This window comes from Verrucomicrobiia bacterium, assembly GCA_026414565.1.
Lineage (GTDB): Bacteria > Verrucomicrobiota > Verrucomicrobiia > Limisphaerales > Fontisphaeraceae > Fontisphaera.
The window spans coordinates 27,971-51,998 of record JAOAIT010000053.1 but is presented as its reverse complement, the minus strand read 5'-3'; the positions used below and the strand labels follow the sequence as shown (position 1 = coordinate 51,998).

General features: G+C 60.8%; 18 protein-coding genes and 1 tRNA gene. 10 read left to right on the top strand and 9 right to left on the bottom strand.

All coding sequences use genetic code 11. The features are described from left to right. The first annotated feature begins 57 nt into the window (after positions 1-57). From N3J91_12225 to N3J91_12205, 5 genes are read left to right on the top strand one after another with little or no spacing between them, the layout of a single operon-like run. Positions 58-1,005, top strand: coding sequence for an ABC transporter ATP-binding protein (locus tag N3J91_12225; GenBank protein ID MCX8157191.1), 948 nt, complete (start codon positions 58-60; stop codon positions 1,003-1,005). Continuing rightward, on the top strand, positions 1,005-1,757 hold the full coding sequence (locus tag N3J91_12220; protein ID MCX8157190.1) for an ABC transporter permease: 753 nt from the start codon (positions 1,005-1,007) through the stop codon (positions 1,755-1,757). Before N3J91_12225 ends, N3J91_12220 begins: the two co-directional genes overlap by 1 nt. Before the next feature lie 13 nt (positions 1,758-1,770). Next, complete coding sequence (locus N3J91_12215; protein MCX8157189.1) at positions 1,771-3,291, top strand: GldG family protein; 1,521 nt, start codon at positions 1,771-1,773, stop codon at positions 3,289-3,291. Between the two features lie 7 nt (positions 3,292-3,298). Beyond that, positions 3,299-5,110 (top strand): DUF4340 domain-containing protein, encoded by a 1,812-nt coding sequence (locus N3J91_12210; protein MCX8157188.1) that lies wholly within the window; start codon positions 3,299-3,301, stop codon positions 5,108-5,110. 3 nt (positions 5,111-5,113) lie between these two features. Further along, positions 5,114-8,383: a hypothetical protein gene (locus N3J91_12205; GenBank protein ID MCX8157187.1), complete on the top strand. Its 3,270-nt coding sequence runs from the start codon at positions 5,114-5,116 to the stop codon at positions 8,381-8,383. 145 nt (positions 8,384-8,528) lie between these two features. On the opposite strand, the gene N3J91_12200 is transcribed toward N3J91_12205, so the two are convergent. The 5 genes from N3J91_12200 to N3J91_12180 form a co-directional block, all read right to left on the bottom strand. Next, positions 8,529-11,309: an MMPL family transporter gene (locus tag N3J91_12200; protein MCX8157186.1), complete on the bottom strand. Its 2,781-nt coding sequence runs from the start codon at positions 11,307-11,309 to the stop codon at positions 8,529-8,531. A 52-nt stretch (positions 11,310-11,361) separates the two neighbouring features. Beyond that, positions 11,362-12,084 carry a YebC/PmpR family DNA-binding transcriptional regulator gene (locus N3J91_12195; GenBank protein MCX8157185.1) on the bottom strand — a complete coding sequence of 241 codons (723 nt, stop codon included), beginning with the start codon at positions 12,082-12,084 and terminating at the stop codon, positions 11,362-11,364. A 7-nt stretch (positions 12,085-12,091) separates the two neighbouring features. Continuing rightward, positions 12,092-12,469 carry a YbjQ family protein gene (locus N3J91_12190; protein ID MCX8157184.1) on the bottom strand — a complete coding sequence of 126 codons (378 nt, stop codon included), beginning with the start codon at positions 12,467-12,469 and terminating at the stop codon, positions 12,092-12,094. 94 nt (positions 12,470-12,563) lie between these two features. Further along, positions 12,564-12,656, bottom strand: a tRNA-Ser gene (locus N3J91_12185). A 142-nt stretch (positions 12,657-12,798) separates the two neighbouring features. Beyond that, positions 12,799-13,791 (bottom strand): ZIP family metal transporter, encoded by a 993-nt coding sequence (locus N3J91_12180; GenBank protein ID MCX8157183.1) that lies wholly within the window; start codon positions 13,789-13,791, stop codon positions 12,799-12,801. 148 nt (positions 13,792-13,939) lie between these two features. On the opposite strand from N3J91_12180, the gene N3J91_12175 reads away from it, so the two are divergent. After that, on the top strand, positions 13,940-16,171 hold the full coding sequence (locus N3J91_12175; protein ID MCX8157182.1) for an arylsulfatase: 2,232 nt from the start codon (positions 13,940-13,942) through the stop codon (positions 16,169-16,171). Between the two features lie 49 nt (positions 16,172-16,220). On the opposite strand, the gene N3J91_12170 is transcribed toward N3J91_12175, so the two are convergent. Then, the gene (locus N3J91_12170) at positions 16,221-16,607 is read right to left on the bottom strand and encodes a metalloregulator ArsR/SmtB family transcription factor (GenBank protein ID MCX8157181.1); all 387 of its coding nucleotides are present in this window, start codon (positions 16,605-16,607) and stop codon (positions 16,221-16,223) included. A gap of 145 nt (positions 16,608-16,752) precedes the next feature. Here N3J91_12170 and larB point away from each other — a divergent pair, with 145 nt between their 5' ends. Genes larB through N3J91_12150 form a run of 4 tightly spaced genes read left to right on the top strand, consistent with a single transcriptional unit; the run spans position 16,753 to position 21,245 of the window. Then, entirely contained in the window at positions 16,753-17,511 is a 759-nt protein-coding gene (gene larB / locus N3J91_12165; protein MCX8157180.1) for a nickel pincer cofactor biosynthesis protein LarB, read from the top strand. A 2-nt stretch (positions 17,512-17,513) separates the two neighbouring features. Next, positions 17,514-18,842 carry a nickel pincer cofactor biosynthesis protein LarC gene (larC, locus tag N3J91_12160; protein MCX8157179.1) on the top strand — a complete coding sequence of 443 codons (1,329 nt, stop codon included), beginning with the start codon at positions 17,514-17,516 and terminating at the stop codon, positions 18,840-18,842. 36 nt (positions 18,843-18,878) lie between these two features. Further along, on the top strand, positions 18,879-20,234 hold the full coding sequence (locus N3J91_12155) for an ABC transporter permease (protein MCX8157178.1): 1,356 nt from the start codon (positions 18,879-18,881) through the stop codon (positions 20,232-20,234). Positions 20,235-20,240: 6 nt separating this feature from the next. Further along, a complete protein-coding gene (locus N3J91_12150; GenBank protein ID MCX8157177.1) occupies positions 20,241-21,245 on the top strand; it encodes a class I mannose-6-phosphate isomerase in 1,005 nt (334 codons plus the stop codon). Here N3J91_12150 and N3J91_12145 read toward each other — a convergent pair. Genes N3J91_12145 through N3J91_12135 form a run of 3 tightly spaced genes read right to left on the bottom strand, consistent with a single transcriptional unit; the run spans position 21,242 to position 24,006 of the window. Further along, positions 21,242-21,985, bottom strand: a complete 744-nt coding sequence (locus tag N3J91_12145; protein MCX8157176.1) for a carboxypeptidase regulatory-like domain-containing protein — start codon at positions 21,983-21,985, stop codon at positions 21,242-21,244. The two genes, N3J91_12150 and N3J91_12145, sit on opposite strands and share 4 nt — an antisense overlap. Positions 21,986-21,994: 9 nt before the next feature. Next, positions 21,995-22,837 carry an MBL fold metallo-hydrolase gene (locus N3J91_12140; GenBank protein MCX8157175.1) on the bottom strand — a complete coding sequence of 281 codons (843 nt, stop codon included), beginning with the start codon at positions 22,835-22,837 and terminating at the stop codon, positions 21,995-21,997. A gap of 2 nt (positions 22,838-22,839) precedes the next feature. Continuing rightward, a complete protein-coding gene (locus N3J91_12135) occupies positions 22,840-24,006 on the bottom strand; it encodes an aminotransferase class V-fold PLP-dependent enzyme (protein ID MCX8157174.1) in 1,167 nt (388 codons plus the stop codon). Positions 24,007-24,028 lie beyond the last annotated feature (22 nt).

Genomic DNA, 24,028 nt, shown 5'->3' with positions numbered 1-24,028 from the left:
CGCCCAAGGGGGGTTGTCATTAAACTTCGCTCCGCACGTCAGATGACTGCCGGGCCGATGATCGAAGTTCACAACCTGACCAAGCGCTACGCCGGACGGCTGGCGGTGGACCGCCTCAATTTCACCGTCCAACGCGGCGAAGTCGTGGGCTTGCTGGGCCCCAACGGGGCCGGCAAATCCACCACCATGCGCATTCTGGCCTGCTACCTGCCCGCCAGCGAAGGCACCGCCCGCGTGGCCGGCCTGGACGTGTACACCCAGGCCAACGAAGTCCGCCGCCGCATCGGCTACATGCCCGAGCATAATCCCCTCCACCATGACATGCGGGTGCGGGATTACCTGAAATTCCGGGCGCGCCTGAAAGGCCTTTCCCGCGCCGCCTCCCGCGAGCGGGTGGACGTGGTCATGCAGCAATGCGGCTTGACCGAGGTGCACAAACGCATCATCGGCCATCTTTCCAAGGGCTTCCAGCAACGGGTGGGACTGGCCGATGCCCTGGTGCATGAACCCGAGCTGTTGATCCTGGATGAACCCACCATCGGGCTGGACCCCAATCAAATTCGCGCCGCCCGCCAGCTCATCAAAGACCTCGCCTCCCGCCACACCGTCCTGCTTTCCAGCCACATCCTCCCGGAGGTGGAAATGACCTGTGGCCGGGTGCTGATCCTCGCCAACGGCCGCATCCTCGCCGCCGACACCCCGGCCAACTTACAGAAACGCCTCGGCGAGGGCGGTCTGGTGGTGGCGGAAATTGCCGCGCCCGAAGCCGAGCTGAAATCCTGTTTCGAGGCGCAACCGGAGATTTTACGTTACGATCTGGCCCCCGCCGAGGGCCCCTACTATCGCTGCACTTTCTCCGCCCCCCCCGGGGTGGATTTGCGCCCGCTGATTTTTAACTGGGTGCGGCAGCATAACTGGGCCTTGCGCGAGCTGACCCGCGACCGGCTCTCGCTCGAGGACATCTTCGTCCGGCTGACCCGGCCGGACCGGGAGGAGGAAAGCTGATGCGCGCCTATCTGCTCCTGGTCCGCCGCGAATTGGGCACGTTCTTCGTGTCGTGGACCGGCTACATGGTCATCGCGGCCGTGTTGTTCATCATGGGGCTGAGCTTCGCCGGCATTTTGCAGGCCCTCAACGCTGAGCCGCTGACCATGACGATCAATGAATTGTTTTACGAAAGCGTCGCCTTCTGGCTCGTGTTGCTCGTCGCCACGCCGGTCATTACCATGCGCCTTTTTGCCCAGGAAAAACAAACCGGCACCTTTGAAACCCTGATGACCGCCCCTGTAAGCGATGTGCAGGTGGTTCTGGCCAAGTTCACCGCGGCATTACTTTTTTACGGCATCATGTGGCTGCCGCTGGTGGCCATAACCCTCACCCTGCGCCATTACACCCGGCAGACGGCAGCCGTGGACATGGGCGCCCTGGCCGGCGCCCTGGCCGGCGTGATGCTCATCGGGATGCTGTATGTGGCCATCGGCTGCCTGGCTTCAGCGCTGACTCGCAGCCAGGTCATCGCCGCCATGCTTAGTTTCGTCACCGGCCTCGCCATCTTCCTTGCCGGTTACTTGTCCTATGCCGTCCCGCCCCAGTTGGGCTGGCCCCATGCCGTGCTCAGCCAGATGAATTTGTACCAACATCTGCAGGATTTAAGCCGCGGCGTGGTGGACACCCGCGCCGTCGTCTTTTGCGTCTCGACGGCTTTCCTGTTCTTATTTTTGACCCTGCGCGCCGTGGAAAGCCGGCGTTGGCGATGACCCCTCAACCGCCATGAACAACACCCTCTCCCATTCCCCTAGTTTCTCGCTCGGCCGCCGGCTGGGCGCGGGGGCGGAGGTGTTGATTGCCTGCCTGTCCGTGCTGGCCCTGGTGATCATGGTCAATTACCTCGCGGCGCGGCATTATTGGCGCAGGGATTTCAGCGCCGCCCAGCGTTGGACGCTCTCCGCCCGCACCCTGAACGTCCTCGAATCCCTTCCCGCCGAGGTCAAGGTTCTGGTTTACTACCACCAGGACGACCGCCTCTACGCCGAAGTCACCGATTTGCTGCGCGAATACGCCGCCCGCACTCCCCGTCTGCGCCTGGAATTGGTGGATCCCGACCGCCAGCCCGTGGAAGCCAACCTGGCCCGGACCCGCTACAATCTTGCGGCGCTCAACCAGCGCAATCTCATCCTGTTCGACTGCAACGGCAAAATCAAAACCGTCTATCAACAAGACCTGGGGGATTACGATCTGGAACCGACCTCCAACGTCTCCGAAACCGGCCAGACCATTTTCCGCCGCCGCGCCAAAAATTTCAAAGGCGAGCAGCTCTTCACTTCGGCGCTCATTCACGTGATCAGCCCCCGCGTCCTCAAGGCCTATTTCGTCCAAGGTCACGGCGAACACGATCCCGCCAGCACCGATGAAATCACCGGCTACTCCCAGTTTGCCCAGGTGTTGCGCGAAAACGGCCTGGAAGTCGCCACCCTGACCCTGTTTGGCACGGCCGAGGTGCCCGCCGACTGCAATTTATTAATTATTGCCGGGCCGCGCACCCCCTTGACCCGTGACGAACTCGAAAAAATTGACCGCTACCTGAACCAGGGCGGGCGCCTGATGGTGCTGTTAAACTACCGTTCTTTTGGCCGGACGCTCAATTTGGAATCCCTTATGGCCGTCTGGGGCGTCATGGTGGGCGAGCGGTTCGCACTGGACCCCGCCAACGCCACCCCCACCTCCCAATTCCAGGATTTGGTGGTGCCCATCACGGAGCCGCACGCGGTCACCCGTCCGCTATTGATGGGATCAGCCCATTTGTTGCTGCCTCGGGTGGTTTCCGCCATCAAGTCCAGCGGGCGTGCCGCGGAAACGCTGAAGGTGGACGAAATTCTCTACACTTCACCCGAGGGGCTGCTGGTGAAGGACGTCGAAAACGGGCGTCCGGTCATCAATCCAGCGGTGAATCCACGCGGGCGCTTCCCGCTCATGGTGGCGGTGGAAAAGGGCGCTGTCCCCGGCGTGCGCGCCGAACGCGGCTCCACCCGCATCATCGTGGGCGGGGATTCCATGTTTCTGAGCAATCAACTCATTGAATCCCGTAACAACCGGGATTTGGGCAGCCACTGCGTCAACTGGCTGGTGGATCAAACCTACCTGCTGGCCGGCATCGAGCCGCGCCCGCTCCAGGAATACCGCCTGGACCTGACGCGCCGTCAGTTGCTTACGTTGAACGCCCTGCTGTTGGGCGGGCTGCCCGGCGGCGTATTGCTCCTGGGCGCCCTGGTCTGGTTCCGCCGGCGCAAGTGATGTGCACATGCAATCCCGTTCGACATGGTTCTGGTTTGGCCTCGCGGTGGCGCTCTTCCTTTTTATTGTCTTTTTTGAGCGCCACTGGACCAAGCCGCTACCTGAAGCGGGCGCCGCCGGCCCGCTCTTGCCGGGCTTCAAACCCGACGAAGTCACCCATCTGGAAATCCGCCACACCAATTACGTGGCGCGTCTGCAACGCCAGGGGGACCATTGGCGTCTGCTGGCGCCGGTGGCCTACCCGGCCAATCCCGTCGTCGTTCAGAACCTGCTGCAACATCTGGCGCGCCTCGATCGCCGCATGCTCATCCGCACCAAAAGTTTTGCCGATTTCGGCCTGGCCCCGGCCCTGACCACCGTTCACTGGCAACAGGGTACGCAACAAATGAGCCTCGAGGTCGGCCTGCCCAGCCCCACCGGCGAACAAGTGTATGTGCGGACACCGCACGGCGAAGGCGTGTATCTAGCCGACATCGCTCTGCTCAAGGAGGCCCTTCCGCCCGAAGCCAATGCCTGGCGAAGCTTTGCCCTGCTGGCCTCGCCCACGAATTTCATGTTTGACCGTTTTGAAGTGCGCAGCGCCACCCGTGGACTGGGTTTTGCCTTGCAATACCAGCCCACCAACCGCACCTGGCGACTGGGCAAACCCATGCAAGCCCGCGCTCATCAGCAACGCGCCAGCCAGCTTGTCCTGGCCTGTCTCGAAGCCCGCGTGGCGCGTTTTGTCACCGATGACCCCAAGGCCGACCCCGAATTATTTGGCTGCGCTCCGCCCGAGCTGGAGCTGATCCTGGGCAGCGGCACCAATGACCTGCTCATCGTGCAGTTTGGCGCCAGCCCCACCAACGATCCCGCCCTGGTGTATGCCCGCAGTCTGGCGCATACCAATGTGGTCCTCGTCAGCCGGGATTTGGTGGATCGCCTGCGCACCCCGCACAAAGAACTCCGGGACCGGCACCTCTTCACCTTTGACCCGGCCCAGGTTCAAGTGATTGAAGTCTCCGGCGCCCATCCTTTCACTGTGCGCCGCCAGGCTGACAATGCCTGGCGCCTGACCCAACCGGACGACCTTGCCGCCGACCCCGTGCTCGTCAAGGAGTTGTTGGGCGATCTGTATTCATGGGAGGTGGCCGATTTTGAAAAAGATGTGGTCACTGATTTCACCGCCTACGGCCTGGCGCCGCCCTGGCGGGAGGTCACCCTGCGCCTGGCCGCCACCAACGGCGCCAGTTCCATTCTCTCCCAGGCCGCCCTCAGCACCAATGTCGCCGGAAAGTTCTACGCCCGGCGCAGTGATGAAAGCAGCGTCTTCAGCATCGAGGAAGCCTCGCTCTATCGTCTGCCACAATACGGCTGGCAGTTGCGCGAGCGCCATCTGTGGTCCTACGCCCTCACCAATGTGGTCCGCGTCACCTTGCGCGAAGGCAACCGCGTCAACCAACTCATCCGCGTGGACACCAATCGCTGGTCTTTCGGCCCCAATTCCCAGGGAATCATGAATGAATTTGCCGTGGAAGAAACCGTGTTTCGCCTCGGCGACCTTAACGCCATCTACTGGGTGGACCGCGGCGAAGGCGCGCGCGAGCGCCACGGATTCAACGCCGGCAGCCCGCGCCTGGAAATTGAAGTGCGCACCCCGGGCTCCGAGCGGTTTCAAATGTATGCCCTTGAATTCGGCCCACCCCGCCAGCAGGGGGTGCCCCTCGTCTGTGTCACGCTGGAGGGCCAGCCGTGGATTCTGGAGTTTCCGGCGCCTTTGTATCATCTGCTGATGCGCGAGCTTCCCTGGCCGCGCTCACCGGCGTCTGCCACCCCCTGAACCGTGCCGCCCTCCGGCCTTCCATCCTCCCCTGCCCCGCCCTCCCGCTCGCGGGAGTTATGGCAACGTGTCCGACGCGGCTTCCGCTGGTTTCGCATCCTGGCCCTGCTCACCGTACTCGCCCTGGCCGGTTTCCTCTATTACTGGCACCAAACCGGCCTCCCGGACTTTGTCAAAAATGCCCTGCTCGAAGCCCTGCGCCATCGCGGGCTGGATCTGCAATTTCAATCGCTCCATTTCCGCTGGGACCGCGGCCTCATCGCCCGCGAAGTCACCTTCGGCCGGGACCAGCTCCTCGCCGGCCCGCTGCTCCGGGCCGACGAAGTGCAAATCGTACCGGATGCCGGTGCCGCCTTGCGCGGTCAGTTGCAGATCAACCTTCTGCGCCTCCAGAATGGCCGGGTACTCTGGCGTTTTGGGGCGGGCCAGCCGGCCCTCCCTCCCCTGGAAATCTCAGGCCTGCAAACCGAGCTGCTCATCCGCGAAAATGTCTGGGAGCTGCAGCACTTGAGCGGTCAATTTGCCGGCGCTGATTTTCGCATCCACGGCGTCATCTCCAACGCCCTGGCTTTTTCCCGTCAATGGGCCGAAGCCCAAACCCCTGCCACCTCGGGTCCCTCAGCCGCCGCCCGCGCTCATTTGTGGATGCGCGATTTTGCCCGGGCCCTCACCAATTACCACTTCGCCGGCCCCTGCAACGCGGAATTGAACTTTCAACTGGATGCCCTTCACTGGGAAGCCGCCCGCCTGGAACTGCGGCTCGCTGCTGAAGATGTCCAAACCCCCTGGGGGGCCGGCCGGCACTTGAAGGCGCGCATCCACCGCCAGTCCAACGCGACGGCACCCTCAAATGCGCTCGCAGACCTGGAAATCACGGCCCACACCATGAGCAACCACTGGGGAAGGCTGGAGGCTGTCACCTTGACAGCTCAGATGCCCATAACCCCTGCAGCCTGGTGGCAAACCAATCTTCACGCCACCCTCCAGGCGGGTCAGTTGCTGACCCAGCCCCTCCAGGCGGGCGAGGTCAAGGTGACTCTCGAGATTTCCCCTCTGCAAACCAATTTTTTCTGGCAGAGCCTCTCGCTGCAAACGGCGTGGGCCACCAGCGGCCCCGTGCAACTGCGCGCCCGCTCTCCAACCCCTGCCCTGTTAACTCCCACCGCCTGGCAATTGGACGTGAAAGCGGCAGCTCTGTCAGTGCCGGCCGCCGGCCGCGCCGGCCAGAGTCAGTTCTCGGCCGCAGTGGCGCTTGACGCTGCCTGGCCGCCATTCGCCCGCCAAGTGCAAGGGCAGGGAAAGATTGAAGCTTGGGAAATAGGCAATTCCGCCACCGGCCAGTTGGCCCTCGTGGAATGGAATGCCAACCTCACCACCAATTTGGTGGCCGCGTGGACCAACACGCTGCTAAGCTTGTGGCAACGCGCCGCTGGCGTGTCCCTTGACTGGCGGCTGACCCTGGCCACCAGCCGGCTCGATCAACTGAACGTGGCCTTCCTGGAAAACCACGGCTCTTGGACGGCGCCCCTGCTTACTGTCTCCAATCTCCAAGCCCGCCTGGGCAGCGGCAGGCTCTCCCTTGCCGGCCAGTTCAACGCAGAAAGGCGTGTCCTTCAGGCGCATTTGCAATCGGCTTGTGATCCGCGTGACGTGGCCGTGTTGCTCCCCCCCTCGTGGCAAAGCCAGATGAGCGAAATACGCTGGGACAGGCCGCCCCACCTTGAACTTTCCCTGCTCACCACCCTGCCCGATTGGCCCAACCCACCCACCAATGCCCTTGCCAACCTGCTTCCCCTCACCCGGGGCCGGATAAGCATTCAATCAGACGGCGCACAATTTCGTCAGCTCGCCCTCGACAATCTCCTGATTGAAGCCGAATGGGACGGCCAACGCTTGCGGGCGCCCCGTGTGGAAATTAATGCTGGCGAATGCACCTTGCAGGCCGGGCTGCTGCTCGCGCCTGAAGGTGAAATTGAAACCGAAATCAATTGGAAGGGAACCCCTGACCCGCTCCTCCCTCTGCTTTCGAAAACAACTTTGCGCACGCTATCATTGTGGCAATGGCAGGCTCCACCGCATCTACAGCTCCGTCTCACCGGCAACTGGCATCAGCCTGATTCCTGGCAGGCAACTGGTGAACTGCAGACCGCCCGCTTCTCTTTTCGTGACGTGGCCATTGAGGCCCTGCAAACCCGTTTCGCGTACGCCTCGAATGTGCTCACCTTCTACGCACCCCGCGTGCTCCGCCCGGAGGGCGAGGCCCGCGCTCGCAAGGTGGAGGCCGATTTCAACAGCCAGATGGTTTTCCTTTCCGAGGCCCGCGGCACCGTGGACCCCATGGCCGTGGCTCAAGCCATCGGCCCCCATGTGGTGAAAACACTGGCCCCTTATCGCTTTGGCAACCCCGTCAAGGCCGAAGTCTCGGGCGACATCCCCATGCATGGTGAATTGGGAGCGCGCGTGGCCTTCCAACTTGCCGGCTCCCCCTTTGCCTGGTGGCGATTCCACGCCAGCAACGTCACGGCTTCCGTCCTCTGGCGCGATGAGTCCGTTACCATCACCAACTTGTGGGCCGACTTCTACGGCGGCCGCCTGCGCGGCGATATTGCCCTCGATTTCTCCTCCACCAATGATACCGAAATGCAACTGCGTTTCAGCCTCAGCCAGGTTCAGTTTGCCGGTCTGATGGCCGACATCAGTGACCGCACCAACCGCGTGGAAGGATTGATCACCGGCCACCTCAATGCCCAGGCCCGCGCCAGTGATTGGAAAAGCTGGAATGGCTTCGGCAACGTGGCCCTGACCGATGGATTGATTTGGGAAATCCCCATCTTCGGTTTGTTCTCCCCCGTGCTCAACGCCATCTCTCCCGGCCTGGGCAATTCCCGCGCCCGTGAAGCGTATGCCTCTTTTGTTATTCAGGACAGCGTCATTCGCACGGACGACCTGGTCATTCAAGCCGCGGGCTACAACCTCAAATACCGCGGCACTGTGAATTTCGATTACGAGGTCAATGCCCGTGTCGAAGCGGAATTGCTGCGTGAAACCAAAATGTTCGGCCCTGCCCTGAGTCTTTTATTCAAACCCTTCACCAAGCTCTTTGAATACCGCGTGACTGGCACCCTGGCCCAACCTAAAACCAAGCCCGTTTACATTCCCAGCTTCCTAATGAAACTCCTTACGCCAATCCGCAGTTTGCGCGAGTTATTCCATTCGGAAAACGAGCCGCCACCCACGACTCCCCTACCGGCAGCTCCACCGGAAAAACCATAAAAACCACCGCATCGCAAAGATCCCAACTACCAAGAAATCAATAAACAATACCGAAGTTCTTTAACATAAGTAACTTTATCGTTATAGCCTTCAGTTGTCGTTCTTTTTCCCTTTTTGCTTGCCTCCTTCCCACTGCAAACGTATATTAAATCCGGGTAGAGGGTTTAACCTCGGTTCCTCCCGGCCCAGTGTCGCTCGGTGCATGGACGATGCTGGGCTTTTTTATCAACCACCGCCCCATTCCCCGTCGTTGCATGACCAGTAATAAAGCTGGCAACACCACCAATCCCACCACCATGCACGTCGCCACACCGACCGACATCACAAATCCAAGACTGGCAATCCCTTGATGTTTGGCCGGTATCAAACTCGCAAAACCAGCCACTGTCGTCAGCCCTGAGACCAGCACCGCCTTGCCCGTGCTGCGGCTGAACACACTGGCATCGTGCTCCTCCATAAAGCGGTTGAGCACATGAATTCCATTGGTGACACCAATCCCAATGACCAGGGGCAGCGTCATGATGTTGGCAGGATTGAAGAGGATGTCCCGCCACCCCATGATTCCCACCATCCACAGGGTGCCCAGGCCCACCGGCAGCAAACCCAGGGCCACTGCGGTGAGAGAACGAAAATGGATCAGCACCAGCAATGCAATGGCCGCCAGCGCATAACGTGCTGCCTGTAAATAACTCTCCAGCAGCAACGTCACATACTCATACAATTGCACAGGCGTGCCGGTGACATTGGGATCCACGGAGCGCAACTGCCGCACAAACTCCTCCTGCGGCGCCCTCTCCCATACATCCTTCCGGGGATAAACCATCACCAAAAATTTTCCCGTCCTGCCCACAAACCGTTGCCGCAGAGCAGGCGGCAAGTCGTCCACCTGCAGGCCGGCACTGTGGTCCTGGTGACGGATGTTTTCAAACGTATCCACCACATCCTGGAAGAAAGCTCTCTGATAAGCCGCAAGTTTGGCCGCCGTCTGGACTCGATCCCCCCGCAACATCTCCCGGCGAAATTCCAGCACCGTCTGCCGCAAGGATTCCAGGCGCGCCCGTAATTCCGGCTCCCGGTTGCCCAGTTCCTCCAGCGCCAGCCCCAGATAACCGGAAAACGACCAGAGCACCTGACTTAACTCGTCCAGGTTGACCGGCGCCGGATCTGGCGGCAGAAAATGCACCGGCTCCAACAGCCGCTTGATCTCCCCCACCAACCCCAGTTTGTTCGTGGACTGACTGCTTAAATAAGGCGCCATGCTGTCCACCGAAGCCACCGAGGGAAGCTGTCTGGCCCGGGCCTCCAACTCCAGCGCGTGCTCCAGATTCGTGGCTACCAGGGCGCAAAACAGTACCGATTTGCCGGCCGAGTGAATCAATTTCATCTCGTATTCCACCGCCGGCAAACCAGCGCTTTGCATGTGCAGCAAATTGTAATCAAACCGGATCTTGGGAAGCTGCGTCGCCGCCAGCCCGGAAAGCACGCCGGCCACCGCCAGCGTCACCGCCGGACGTCCCAGCCAGAACTGCTCCAGCCGCTGGCGCGGATTGGATTTGCCAGCCATCGCATGGTCCAAAACATTCTGCCGCCCGCGCAGCAGGAGCACCGGCAACAACGTCATCATCGGCACCAGGCAGATAAGCAGGCCTCCCCCGCAAATCACGCCCATCTCCTGAATGCCTTTAAAATCCGTCAGCGCAATGGCCCAGAAGGCCCCGGCCGTGGTGAAACACCCGGTAAATATGCCCGTGCCGGTATGCACCATCGCAATCTCCAAAGCTTCCAGCTCGCTGCGGCCATGGCGCACCTCCTCCTCATAACGGCTGATTAAATGGACGCCAAAATCAATCCCCAGCCCGATTAGGATGGGCACGAACGTAATGGTCAGCAGGTTAAGATGCCCCACCGCCAGCGTGGTGTAGCCCAGGGTGTACACCACCCCCACCATCAAACACGCCGTCGCTTTAAGCGGACGCCCTGTTTCCCGATAGGCATAGATGAAAATTACCGCGCAAACGAGCAGCGAGATTACCGTCGCCCACGTCGTGTCCCGCTGCGCCTGCTCCATCTCGTCCAGCTCCAGAACCAGCTCGCCAGTCAACCCCACATTCACCCCCGGCACCTCGTGCTGCACCTCGGCCATCAGTTGCCGCAAACGGCCCAGGGCCTCGGGCCCCAGCGCTTCATTCTGCGGCCGGGCGGTCACCAGATAAATGCGGCCTTGATTGAACGTAATATAGAGCCTCTGCTCGGCTTCCTCATGGCTGCCGAACAACGCGTTCAGCCCGGGCGAAACCGGCATGCCCTGGCGGCGCAGGCTCTCAATCCCCTGTTGCAACAACCGCTCCAGCACCGGCAGCGCGTTGAGCAACGCCGCGTTCTCGGCATTGGTCTCCCGCTTGGCGGTGCGCATCTGCGTGTTCACCAGCTCAAACAGGCGGATGAAATTGGTGGCCCGTGCAAAGTGCTGGATCACCGCCTGGCTTTGCTCCAGCGTGCGCTTCAACTCCTGCAGCTCCTCCTCGGGAATGAACAAAAGCGCCTTGCGCCCCAGCATTTTCAAATCCCCCTTGTAAAACACATTGGCAAATAAATTGGTCTCCGCCTCCAGCCGCGCCCCCAGTCGCTCCACAAACTGCCGGTTTTTCTCCAAATCCTCGCTCTCCACCACCACCACCATGTCGTCCTGCACTGGGAACTCCGCTTTGAACCGCAGGAAGTTCTGATGGTAAAGTTTGTCCGCACCCACCAGCGCATCCCGGCTGGTGTGAAACTCCAGGCGCAAAACCGTGAAAAGCAGACAGGCTAGAAACAAAACTGCCTGTGGATAAAAGAAGAGGCGCGGATGCCGGTACACCGCCCGCGCCAGGGCCCGCAATACCCGCTCGACCAATCGCTCCGGCTGGGGCTGGGTTGCTGCGCTCATAATGCAGGTGCCCGGCGAGGCGTCCCCCGGCCCACCCACTGCCAGGTCAGGGTTACACCTCCGCAGTGGTATAGACCTCCTTCACATCGTCGTGATCTTCGAGGGCCTCCACAAACTTCTGCAAACTGGCCACCGCCTCCGGAGCGTTGACCGGGGTGGGCACCAGCGGCAACTGCGTCACCTCTGCCGCCTCACATTTGATTCCTTTGGCCTCCAGTGCCTTGTGCACCGCCTCAAAATGGGCCGGATCCGTCAAAATCTCATATCCTTCCTCGGAGGCCTTGAAATCCTCCGCTCCCGCCTCCAGGGCCACTTCCATGACCGTATCCTCCGGCGCCGTTTCGCGCGCCACGATGATCTGCCCCTTGCGCTGAAACAACCGGCTCACCGCTCCCTGGGACGCCATGGAGCCTCCGTGCTTGGTCACCAGACTCCGGATTTCCGCCGCCGTGCGGTTGCGGTTGTCCGTGCTGATTTCCACCAGCACGCCCACGCCGCCGGGGGCAAAAATCTCGTACGTCAAATCTTCATAATTGACCGGCTCCCCCTGTCCGGTGCCGCGCTTGATGGCGCGCTCGATGTTGTCATTGGGCATGTTGGCCGCGCGGCATTTCAGCAACACCATTCGCAGCCGCGGATTCATGTCGGGATCGCCCCCGCCCAGTTTGGCGGCAATGCTGATCTCCTTGCTCAACTTGGCAAAAATCTTGCCGCGCTTCGCATCAATTGCGCCCTTGAAGTGTTTGACCTTCGCCCATTTACTATGGCCTGCCATAAATCAATTACGCTTTGTACGATTCGCCCGCCGGCGGCGGCGCCGGCGTGACACTCTCCACATGAACCGCCGTCCCATAACACAACACCTCGGTGACGCCCGGCCCAATTTCCGTGGCATCGTAGCGCACGCCAATCACCGCGTTGGCCCCCAGCTCGCCCGCATGCGCCAGCATCTGCTGAAAGGCCTCCGCCCGCGCGCGCTCGCACAAGCTGGTGTACACCGAAATATTGCCCCCAATCAAGGTTTGCAAGCTGGCGGCCATGTTACCCACGATCGAGCGCGAGCGCACCACAATGCCGCGCACCACCCCCAACGACCGCACCACGCGATACCCCGGCAGCTCAAATGCCGTCGTCGTCAATGGATGTGTGTGACTCGACATCCCCCCCATTCAACACCAACCCGCCGCCACGCTCTAGCAAATAATCAACCCCCGCCCCTCTCCTCACAACAAACCAGGAAATCAGAAAACAAATTGGCGGAAGGGGGGAGATTCGAACTCCCGGTGCCGGTTGCCCAGCACGCCTGATTTCGAGTCAGGTGCCTTAAACCACTCGAGCCACCCTTCCGCCACCACGCCGGCCGCCACCCGGACGGTGTGGCCGGCCTTCGTCCCCAGAATCTGGCCTTTCACGGCTCCGAAGGCAAGTTGGAATTGCGAATGCAGGCAGCTTCTAATGAAAGGACTGCCGGGAAAAAGCGGCAGATCAGTTACGGCTTTTGCACCGCCGCCGGCGGAGGCTGGTCGTGGCCTTCATGCGCGTGGTCATGACCATGGCCGCCCCCCTCAAAGGCCCCTATGACAAATGCCAGCCCCAAACCCGCCACCATCGCCAGAGAAAGCTTGATGCGATCGTGAGAGTGGAATTGCAGTTCAGGCAGCAAATCGCTGGCGGCGATGCAAACAAAGGTGCCCGCCGACAAAGCCAGCGCCGCCCCAATATACTCGGGATGATTTTCCGCCACCTGACTCGCGCCCAGGAAAAACAACCCCACCCCCAAAGGAATCATCAGCGCAAACAGCACATTGGCCGCATGCCGGGCTGCCCGCGACCAGCCTCCCGCCGTCATCAGCGTGGTGATAGTGAGCGCATCGAAGGGCTTGTGCAACACAATGACCAGAAAGGTCGCCAGGCCGGCCAAGCCTGCGTGGTAGTGGCCGTTGGTCTCGGCACGCACACTGGCGGCCAGCGCCATGCCATTGATTAAGGTGTGAATGGTCAACCCGATGGCGGCGCCACCCCAGGAAAGCTGCCGGGCCGATTTGTCGGCCAGCGTGTGTTGATGCGGATGATGATCATGGTGGTGATCACATGCCGGGGGGGAGGTTGAGGATCCGGGCCGCAGGTTTAACGTCACGGGTTTCCCCTCAGCCATGGCACTGCCACAGGCCTCGGGGTCTTCGTCGGGCACATCATGATGATGGAAGTGCAAAAAGCGTTGCACAAAAAACATCAATAAAAAGCCGCCCAGCATCCACTGCATGACGGTATCCACAGAGCCCATCTGATGCCAGGCGTGGGGCAGCAGATGTAACACCCCCACCCCCAGCATCAATCCCGCAACGAAACTGGTGGCCACCTGCATGCGGGTGTGCGTCAATCGTATCCACAAGGGAACGGCGCCGCCAATGAGCGAGCTGCCCAAAATCAACCCGCAATAAATCGTCAGCAACACGCCCGGTGACCAGGAAACATCGTCCATATTCAGCACATAATTTGGCCCGCCGCGTTTGGGCAGTCGAGTGAAAAGGGTTGGCAGGTAATTCGCGCCGACCGCCCCCGGCCCTTGCGGGAATAGTTGAGTTGCTCAAGCCCGGCCAGTAGAATGCAAGCCGGTCACAGTCCTGTTTATGCTGACATCCCGCGTTCCGCTCTGGTTGTGCCGGCTGGCAGCAGGGTTGCTATTTGGGCTTTGGCTGGTTCTCTGCGCCCAGGCAGCCCGGCCTTCCGCCGCTCCTCCGCGCCCTAATATCATCATCATCCTGGCTGATGATATGGGGTATTCCGACATCGGTTGTTACGGCAGCGAAATCAACACGCCTCATCTCGACGGCCTGGCCGCCCAGGGACTGCGTTTCACGCAGTTCTACAACTCGGCCCGCTGCTGTCCCACGCGGGCCTCCCTGCTGACCGGACTGCACCCTCACCAAACCGGCGTGGGGCACATGATGGAGGATCGTGGCTACGAGGGTTACCGGGGCCGGCTCAATCGCCGCTGTGTAACGCTGGCCGAGGCCCTCAAAACAGCCGGCTACCGCAGTTATGCCGTGGGCAAATGGCACCTCACCCCCGGGACCACAGCCAGGGAATTGGAGGACATCAGCAACTGGCCGTTGCAACGCGGCTTTGACCGTTTTTACGGGACCATCCACGGCGCCGGCAGTTATTGGGACCCCAGCGCCCTGGTGCGCGACAACCGCCTCATTACCGCTTTCAACGATCCCGAATACCAACCCGAAGTGTATTATTATACCGATGCCATCAGTGATCAGGCCGTGCGTTTTGTCCGCGAGCACGTGCGGCAAACTCCCCAGCAACCCTTTTTCCTCTATGTCGCCTATACTGCGGCACACTGGCCAATGCACGCCAAAGAGTCCGATATCGCCAAATATCGCGGACGTTATGACGGCGGCTACGCGGCCATCCGGCAGGCGCGCTGGCAGAAGCAACAACAACTCGGTGTGGTGGAAAGAAAATGGTCCCCGGTACCGTTGGCGGGAGACTGGAGCAAGGTACCGGACCGGGCTTTTGAGGCGCGCTGCATGGAGGTTTATGCCGCCATGGTGGACTGCATGGATCAGGGCATCGGGCGTTTGCTGGAGGCCTTGCGGGAAACCGGTCAGTGGCACAACACCCTCATGATGTATTTGCAAGACAACGGTGCCTGCGCGGAAAATGTGGGACGCGGCACCAACGCCACGCCACGCGCCGCCCAACCTACGCTACCCCCCATGGGCAGGGATATCCCACAGCAAGGCAGCATTCCCAAACAAACACGGGACGGCTGGCCGGTGCGCCAGGGCTACGGTGTTATGCCCGGTGGGCCCGATACTTACGTTGCCTATGGGGGCGAGTGGGCCAATGTAAGCAACACCCCTTTCCGCGAGTATAAACATTGGGTGCATGAAGGTGGCATCGCCACCCCGCTCATCGTGCACTGGCCGGCCGGCATACCCGCCAGCCGCCGCGGCAAGGTGGAAAAACAGCCGGGCCAGTTGATGGACATCATGGCCACTTGTTTGGACGTGGCGGGAGTGGTTTATCCCACCGAATACCAGGGTCAGAAAATTACCCCGCTGGAAGGCACAAGCCTGCGCCCGGCCTTTACCGGCAAAACCATTCAACGCAGCCATCCCCTTGTTTGGGAACACGAGGGCAACCGCGCCATTCGCGAGGGCCGCTGGAAACTCGTGGCCACGGAACACCAGCCTTGGGAGCTGTATGACATGAACCAGGACCGTACTGAGATGAATAATCTGGCGGACAAATACCCGGCAAAAGTCAAAACCATGGCTGCGGCATGGGACGCCTGGGCTGCACGCGCCGATGTCCTGCCGCTCGGAGCCTGGCGTGCCAGACCTATCGGCGAAACAGACACCACCCCAGGCAGCAAGGAAAAGCGATTCCTGCTGAAGGCGGGCGATTCTTTAACGCGGGCCCAGGCCCCGGCCATTGCCAAAAAGGCATTTCGCATCACTGCGCAATTTCAGGCCCGCCCCGAGGATGAGGGAGTCATCGTGGCGCAGGGCGGTAATGCTCTGGGCTACGGCTTGTATCTTAAAGGAGGTCAGGTGCATTTCACCGTGCGCAACCGTGCGGGCGCCAGTTCTACCGTCAGCGCGCCCCTCCCGGCAGCGGCGCAACATGAAGTGGTCGCCCTCTTGAACGACAAAGGTGAAATGCTCCTGACCGTGGGCCAACAACCACCCAAAACGGGAAAAAGCCAGGGATTGATCACCGCCATGCCCCAGGATGGTTTGCAAGTGGGAGCCGACGAAAATGGCGCGGTGGGGGCTTATGCACCGCCATTTACTTTTAAGGGCAAGACCCTCTCGGTAATAATAGAAATCCTCGATCCTTGAGCCGGCCACACCCCGGGCGTGTGGCATCCCGGCGCGCCCTTGCCCCAAATCAATTACGCTCCTGGAGCTTGGCTCCCGTACCCCCCATCGAGGGCTTGCCCGGCACCGGCAGACCTCGGCGCACAAACTCGCCCGCCAACCCATCACAAACATGATGGCACAATTCTAAAATGGCCGGATCCCCAATCGAATAATAGACGCTCACCCCCTCGCGCTGACGGCTGAGGATGCCGGCATCGGCCAGGGCCTTGAGCTGACGCGAAACGTGCGCCTGCGATTTGCCGGTAAGAGACACAAGCTCGTTCACGGTTCGCCGGCCCTGCCGCAAAACATGAATCAACTTCAATCGGGTGGGCTCCCCCAAAATGCGAAAACGCGATGCAATTATTTCCAAGGCGGCATCCGATAGATGATCTATGGCCTGCGTCTTCCCCATGAGCAGGGCTTGATACCCCAAGCCCCCCGCTTTTGGCAATCTTTCTTTGCGGCCGGGCCCCCTCATAAAGGCTGCCCCCCGGGCCGTTCGCCTCAAGACGCAATTCCATTTGCCGTCCCCCTGAGGGCAAGGCAAACTTAGGCGCATGACGGCTAAAGAAGCAGCAACCTTGTTGGACGAATTTCAGGCAGGCCGCCTTTCCCGCGAGGAGGTCCTGCGCGCCTTTCAGCGCGCTCCCATTGCTGATTTGGGCTATGCCCAGGTGGACACGCATCGGGGCTTGCGCAAAGGTTTTCCCGAAGTGATTTACGGGGCAAGCAAAACCCCCGAACAGGTGGCCGGCATTGCTGCCAGACTGGCGCAGCAGGAATCCTGCCTGCTCATCACCCGCATCACCGAAGCTCACGTCCGGGCGGTCAAGCGAAAATTGCCCAAGGCCGTATGGCACAAAACCGCTCGTTGCATGACCTTTGAAAAAAAGCCCCTGCCCAAGCGCCCGGGCGTCATCGCCGTGCTGGCCGCCGGTACCAGCGACCTGCCCGTGGCCGAGGAAGCGGCCATCACCGCCAGCATCATGGGCAACCAGGTCGAGCGTTACTATGATATTGGCGTTGCCGGCCTGCATCGCCTGTTGCGCCCCTTGGCGGAATTGCAAAAAGCGCACGTGTTAATTGTGGTGGCGGGCATGGAAGGCGCCCTGCCCAGTGTGGTGGCGGGGCTGGTGGCCCGGCCCATTATTGCCGTGCCCACCAGCGTGGGCTACGGCGCCAACCTGGGCGGCTTGAGCGCCCTGCTCGGCATGCTCACCAGTTGTGGCAGCGGAGTGACGGTGGTCAATATTGACAACGGCTTCGGCGCGGGCTATGCCGCCAGCCAAATCAATGCTCTGGCAGCAGGTGAATAACCATGAAAATCCTTTATCTGGACCTCTTAAGCGGCCTCAGTGGCGACATGTTCCTGGGGGGGCTGCTGGCCTTGGGGGTGGACCTGGACAAACTCGAACGAGAGCTGACCAAACTGAATCTCCAAGGATACCACCTGCATGCCCATGAGCGCAGCTCCTGGCAAATACGCGGCATCAAGGTGGATGTGCATTTGGAGGATCATCATCATCCCCATGAGGAACACTCTTCATCCGCTCATGCGCATTCCCATGCGCGACATCATCACGCCAGCCATGCGCACCATCACCACGACGAGCGCACATTTGCCCAAATTCAAGATTTGATCGAGCACTCCCGCCTGTCCCCTTGGGTACGCCAGAAGGCTGTCGCCATCTTCCGCCGCATCGCCGAAGCGGAAGGCAAGGTGCACGGCCTGCCACCCGAAAAGGTGCATTTCCACGAGGTGGGAGCGGTGGATTCCATTGTGGACATTGTGGGAGGTTGCATCGGGCTGGAGTTGCTGGGCCGCCCCCGAATCTTCGCCTCCCCCGTCGTTGAAGGCCGTGGCTGGGTGGAATGTGCACACGGACGCTTCCCCGTCCCCGCCCCGGCAACGCTTGAAATCCTGGCTGCCCGCGGCGTTTCCCTGGAACAATGCGAGGAACCGCACGAGATGCTCACGCCCACCGGGGCGGCCATCCTGGCGGAACTGGCAGAGCACTTTGGCCCCATGCCTGCCATGAGGATAACGCAAACCGGTTACGGGCTTGGCACCCGCCAATTGCACACCCGCCCCAACTGTGTCCGCATGATCCTGGGAGAAGGCGCCGTGGGCGAACACCAACCGGCCTTGGATTGGGAAACAGATCAGGTGGCCGTCCTCGAAACCAACGTGGACGACTTGAACCCCGAAATCCTGGGCCATTTCGTGGAAAAAGCCCTGAATCAAGGAGCCTTGGAAGTATTTTACACGCCCGTCACCATGAAGAAAAACCGCCCGGGCGTGCTGTTGACCCTGCTTTGCCCGCCACCACAAGCCGATGCCTTCATGGCGATGATCCTGCGCGAAACTTCTGCCTTTGGCGTGCGCTTTCATTTGTGCTCCCGCCGCAAATTACGGCGCAACTTCGCTGACGTGGAAACTCCCTGGGGCAAAGTCCGGGTCAAACAAGGCTGGCTGGGCGGGGAGCTGCTTCATGCCGCGCCGGAATTTGAGAGCTGCCGTCAAATGGCTGAAGAAAACGGCATTCCGGTGCGTCAAGTTTATGCGAGCGCCTTGAGCGCCGGTCAGCCCCGGCCATCCAGGCGACGGGCAAAAACCAAAAAGGCCGGACGCAAGCTCAGCAAATAACCGGGGCCGAGGCAGCCCGGCGGAGGATCACGACGCATGTTTCTTTTGAATGCCATCCTGGTGGGGTTTAAGGAGATTTGGGCGCACAAGTTCCGCTCCTTTCTCACCATGTTGGGGATTGTGCTCGGAGTTTCCAGCTTGGTGGCGATGTCCGCCACCATCAAAGGCATGGAAAACGGCATGAAAGAGGCCCTCATGGCGATGGGGGGACTGGACAAGGTCCTTACCCGTGAACAGGACGTGCCGCCCGAACAGGAACACAAGGCGGACCAGGCCCCCGGCCGTACCATCACCGATGTTCAGGCCCTCAAACGCAGCGCTCCTCTCGTGCGCGTCGTTTCCCCGGAAATGGCCCTGTTCGATGCCATCCTCACCCGCGGCGGCAAATCGGTGCGCCCCAGCGAGCTGGTGGGTGTATGGCGCGAGGTTTTGGAAATGAATTTGCACGTGCTGGAGCACGGCCGCTTCTTCAGCGACCTGGACGAAGAAGAGGCGCGCAATGTGATTGTTATTGGCACCGGCATCCGCAACGAATTGTTCGGCTCCCCCGAAGAGGTGGGCCGGGAAATCATCCCGCTGGGCGAAACCATTTTCGTCAATAATCAGCCCTTCATCATCGTGGGCATGTTGCAACATTACGAAAGCGAATTGGAGAAAAAGAAACGCGAACTCAAAGAACAGGGCCGCCTGGAGGAAAAGAAAACCATGGTGGAGCGCCGCCGCGGTTTTGGCCGCCCCAACTGGGCTTTTCAGCGTAAAAATTATACCGCTTACATTCCGCTAAACACCATGTGGCTCCGCTTCAAGGCCTCCGCAGGCACCGGCAGCGTGCCTGACCCGCGCCTGTCGGACATTGACATCAAGGTGGCCAGCCTGAATCGCATGGACGCCGCCCTGCAGCAGGCCCGCAATGTGCTGATGATGACTCACCGCGGCATTGAAGATTTCTCCTTTCAAACCCAGGAAAACAACGTGGAAAACATCAACCGCACCATCAAAAACGCCCGGCTGAGCGGCGGCTTCATCGCCGCCATCAGCCTGCTGGTCGGTGGCATTGGCATCATGAACATCATGCTCGCCAGCATCACTGAGCGCGTGCGCGAAATCGGTTTGCGTAAGGCCATCGGGGCCACGACTTTCGCCATCTTCGCCCAAATCCTGGTGGAAAGCGCGGTTATCTCCGTGCTCGGGGGCGCCGCCGGTCTGGCAGCGGCCTGGGGACTGGTGGCCCTTCTGGAGCACCTTACCCCGCAGGCCAACGCGCCAGTCATTACCACGGGTGCCATGGCTCTGGCGCTCGGTTTCAGCGTGGCCGTCGGCATCATTGCCGGCCTCATTCCTGCCTTCAAGGCCTCCCGCCTCGACCCCATCCAGGCCCTGCGTTATGAATAATTGGCCATGAGCTGCTTTTATCCCCTGCTGTTCCAACCGCGCTTCAAAGAGCGGGTTTGGGGTGGGCGCAATCTGGAACGGCTGTACCGTAAAGCCCTTCCCCCCCATGTGCCCATCGGTGAATCTTGGGAAATCAGTGACCGCCCCGGAGAGGCCAGCGTCATCGCCAATGGTCCGCTGGCCGGCCGCGATTTGCGCTGGCTGATGGAACATCACGCCGCCGAAATCCTGGGCGCCGCCTCCCCTGCCCCTCAAGGCAGATTCCCTTTGCTCGTGAAAATCCTGGACGCCCAGGATGTCCTGTCTCTACAGGTGCATCCACCACCCAGCCAAGCCGCCGCCCTGGGGGGCGAACCCAAAACCGAGATGTGGTACTTCACCGAGTGCCAGCCAGGCGCCTGTATTTATGCCGGCTTGAAAAAGGGCGTGTCCCGGGAAGACTTCGCCCGCCACCTCGCTGCAGGCACTGCAGCGGAATGCGTCCACCGGCTCCCCGTGCAGGCGGGCGACGCAATGTTTCTACCCAGCGGCCGCCTGCATGCGCTGGGCGCCGGCTGCGTGCTTTTTGAAATCCAGCAGAACAGCGACACCACCTACCGGGTGTTTGATTGGAACCGGCCGGGATTGGATGGACGCCCCCGCGAACTGCACGTCAAAGAATCCCTGGCCTGCATTGACTTTGCCGACGTGGAGCCATCGTTGATTGCCTCCCGCTATTCGCGCAGCGCCTCCGTGGCCGTGCGCTATCTGGTGGACGACCCGGTTTTTATGGTCAATGCCTGCCGTGTGCGGCGCGGCCAACGGTTCTACCTGCGCTTTGGCGCCGCGCAAGTTCTGGGAGTCATCCAGGGCCGCCTGCGGGCGGGTGGCGGGCAAACAGCGGTGGAACTGCAAGCCGGAGATTTTTGTCTGTTGCCGGCGGCGCTGGAGCGCGTACCGCTGGAAGCACTCACGCGCGTGGAATATTTATTGGCCGAGCCTAAAGCCCTCACCGCCCCGCCTGCCCCCTAGGGAGTCGCCTTGTAAGGCGAGTGAAATTCGAACTTCAGCAACACCGTTTGTCCCTCCTGGACTTTTATGGTTTGGGACTGCTTGCCCAGTTTTTGGTGCACGGCTTCCACCGTATATTCACCGGGCGGCAGTCCCTCCGGCAGGCGGAAGCTTCCACGAGCATCGGTCACCGCAAAGAAAGGGTGCTCCACCACACCCACATAGGCAAATTCCCACGGATGAATCTCGCACTTGATGCGCAGCAATATTTCCTGCTTGTCGAACTTGAACCGGGCACTGGTATTCGGCGGCTGGGCGATGTTGAAGCCTTTGTTGGTCAGGGCCACAGCATGCACCGTTTCCAGGTAAGGCTCAGAATTCTTAATGCGTAAAACCTGGCCGGTTTGGACTCCCAGCACATATGGATGAAAACCGCACTCGTACTGATCCAGCACCACTTCCTGGGTGGACACTGCAAAGCTCCGCCCCTGCAAACCTTCCCGAATGAACACAAAAACATTGGCCAGACCACCGTTGGTGCCCGCCACGTAATGCCGCGTGGTCAGCGGTGCCTGGCGGACACTCCGGCAATCGGGGAATTGGGTCAAATCCACCGGCACTTCCGGCGGAGGTGTGCCGCGTAGAAAAACCTGCCCCTCCACCACCGCCGCCAACAGGTTCACGCACACACAAGGCAACATCAGCGGAAGAAACCACCGGCAATTCCGGCCTCTCCACCACGTCATCAGGGCGCTTTTCATGGTTGCTCGTCAAGGCAGAGGAAATTCCAGCCGGGTGCCCGCCGCGGGCACAAAACAACGGCCCGAAAACCGATGGCTCAGGGCCACCGCCGCCACAAAGCCGGTGCAATGCCCCACCCCCAGACGCCGCACCTGATATTGCTCCAGAGCCTCCATGGTGGCTGTCAATCGTTCAGCGGACGCCTGCAAAAGGTGCATGCCGCCCACAACGGCATACACGGGCGGACTCCCCAGCAGTGAACGAAAATGGGCCAAGGTATTCACCACGCCGGCATGAGCACATCCCAGTAAGACCACCAGCCCCTCCCGGGTCATCATCCCCAAAGCCATATCGTCCCAAAGGGGGTCAGGGCATCGCCCCTCCGCATCCAAATAAAACGGGCCGCCCACGTCTTCAAAGGTGTTCTGGCGGGGAATGGGACCGCTCAACCACAAACCCGGCGCCACCTCAAGGGCAGTATGCACCGTTTTCACCCGTGCGCCTTGTTGTTGCAGCCAGTCACGGGAGGCTTGGGGCATGCCAATATACCGCGGTGATGCGCCGGCCGGCACCGAGTATTTGGGCGCAAACGCATCGGGATGCAAATAAACTGGCATTTCCTCCGCCAGCGCCCCCAGGGCCGCCAGCCCGCTGGTGTGATCATAATGGCCATGGCTGAGCATCACCCCTCCCAGCCTGGAGAGAGGGACTTTGAGTTGGCGCGCATTGTTCAACCACATACCACTCTGCCCGGTGTCAAAAAGAAACGCTTGATCCCCCCACTCAATCCATACGCTCCAACCGTGCTCGGCCTGCAAGCCGGGCTGATGGGTGGAATTCTCCACCAGGATGGTGAGGCGGGCAACAGACATGATCAGGCTTTGAGGATTTCCACCAGCCGCTGCAGTTCAGTATCCGTGTTGTAGAAATGGGGGGAAAGACGCAAGTATTGCCGGCGCGAGCGATCCGCCCTGAGCGAGGTGACAAATCCTTCCCGCGCCAGGCGGGCATGCCATTCCGCCAGGTTGGTATCATCCCGAGACAAAGTAAGAATGCCGCCGGCATTGACTTCAGATGCATCAGCATGCAAGACCTGCCAGCCCGCGCGCAACAGCTCCGGCACCAGCCAGGCACGCTTGCGCAGCAGTTCCGCCGCAATGTTTTCCACCCCCAATTCCAACAGCAAACCCAGGGCCGCGTTCAAACCCACAATGCCTGCCAGGTTGACCGTGCCCACTTCATACCGGCGCGCATCCGGGCGAAATTCCATCTTTTCCTGGGCGATGAAGTCCGGGCAGCGGACATTGTGCCAGCCGAAAACGATGGGCCGGAGCAATCCCTGGCACTCACGCCGGACATAAAGCAGGCCGGCCCCGGACGGGCCCAGCAGCCATTTATGTGCATCTGCGGCCAGAAAATCCACGCTGTTGGCCACCTTTAAGGGGAAGGCACCGAGGGTCTGAATGGCATCCACGCAAAACCAGATGCCGCGCTCCCGCAATTGGCGCCCCAAAGCCTCAATCTCCACCCGCCAACCGGAAACAAAGTGACATGAGGCTAGCGCGACCAGCCGTGTGGACTCATCCACCTGGCCCATGACGTCCACCGGGCGAATACGCCCAAGGCCGCGCGTGTTGAGGAAGCGTACTTGGACCCCTTTTTCCGCCAGTGTCATCCATGGATACACGTTGGCAGGGTAATCGTCAAAATAAACAACGATATTGTCGCCCCGCCGCAACGGCAAACCACCCGCCACAAAACTCAAGGCCAGTGAGGTAGGCCCCACCAGCGCAATCTCCTCGGTTGCCGCCCCCAGGAGCTCTGCGGCCCGCTGGCGGGTTTGATGAATGACCTCATACCCCACCACCGCCTCCTGATCATCCGACATCCCCGCCTTTGACGCCTCAGCCATCGCCTCCGCCACCCGGCGCGGCAACGGCGATACCGCGGCATGAGCAAGAAACACCTTCCGGGCGGCCACAGGAAATTCATGAAGGCGCAGTTCCTCGTTGGACAGCAAACCCTGAACAGTCAATGGCATGACGGGATTTTAGAAAAAACCC

Bases quoted from the DNA above. Each gene is read 5' to 3' on its own strand.
- N3J91_12150 (MCX8157177.1), top strand. From the start codon at position 20,241: ATGAGCTGCTTTTATCCCCTGCTGTTCCAACCGCGCTTCAAAGAGCGG.
- N3J91_12145 (MCX8157176.1), bottom strand. From the start codon at position 21,985: ATGAAAAGCGCCCTGATGACGTGGTGGAGAGGCCGGAATTGCCGGTGG.
- N3J91_12215 (MCX8157189.1), top strand. From the start codon at position 1,771: ATGAACAACACCCTCTCCCATTCCCCTAGTTTCTCGCTCGGCCGCCGG.
- N3J91_12220 (MCX8157190.1), top strand. From the start codon at position 1,005: ATGCGCGCCTATCTGCTCCTGGTCCGCCGCGAATTGGGCACGTTCTTC.
- N3J91_12170 (MCX8157181.1), bottom strand. From the start codon at position 16,607: ATGGGGAAGACGCAGGCCATAGATCATCTATCGGATGCCGCCTTGGAA.
- N3J91_12135 (MCX8157174.1), bottom strand. From the start codon at position 24,006: ATGCCATTGACTGTTCAGGGTTTGCTGTCCAACGAGGAACTGCGCCTT.
- N3J91_12225 (MCX8157191.1), top strand. From the start codon at position 58: ATGATCGAAGTTCACAACCTGACCAAGCGCTACGCCGGACGGCTGGCG.
- larB (MCX8157180.1), top strand. From the start codon at position 16,753: ATGACGGCTAAAGAAGCAGCAACCTTGTTGGACGAATTTCAGGCAGGC.
- N3J91_12195 (MCX8157185.1), bottom strand. From the start codon at position 12,084: ATGGCAGGCCATAGTAAATGGGCGAAGGTCAAACACTTCAAGGGCGCA.
- N3J91_12180 (MCX8157183.1), bottom strand. From the start codon at position 13,791: ATGGACGATGTTTCCTGGTCACCGGGCGTGTTGCTGACGATTTATTGC.
- N3J91_12200 (MCX8157186.1), bottom strand. From the start codon at position 11,309: ATGAGCGCAGCAACCCAGCCCCAGCCGGAGCGATTGGTCGAGCGGGTA.
- N3J91_12190 (MCX8157184.1), bottom strand. From the start codon at position 12,469: ATGTCGAGTCACACACATCCATTGACGACGACGGCATTTGAGCTGCCG.
- N3J91_12175 (MCX8157182.1), top strand. From the start codon at position 13,940: ATGCTGACATCCCGCGTTCCGCTCTGGTTGTGCCGGCTGGCAGCAGGG.
- N3J91_12140 (MCX8157175.1), bottom strand. From the start codon at position 22,837: ATGTCTGTTGCCCGCCTCACCATCCTGGTGGAGAATTCCACCCATCAG.
- larC (MCX8157179.1), top strand. From the start codon at position 17,514: ATGAAAATCCTTTATCTGGACCTCTTAAGCGGCCTCAGTGGCGACATG.
- N3J91_12155 (MCX8157178.1), top strand. From the start codon at position 18,879: ATGTTTCTTTTGAATGCCATCCTGGTGGGGTTTAAGGAGATTTGGGCG.
- N3J91_12210 (MCX8157188.1), top strand. From the start codon at position 3,299: ATGCAATCCCGTTCGACATGGTTCTGGTTTGGCCTCGCGGTGGCGCTC.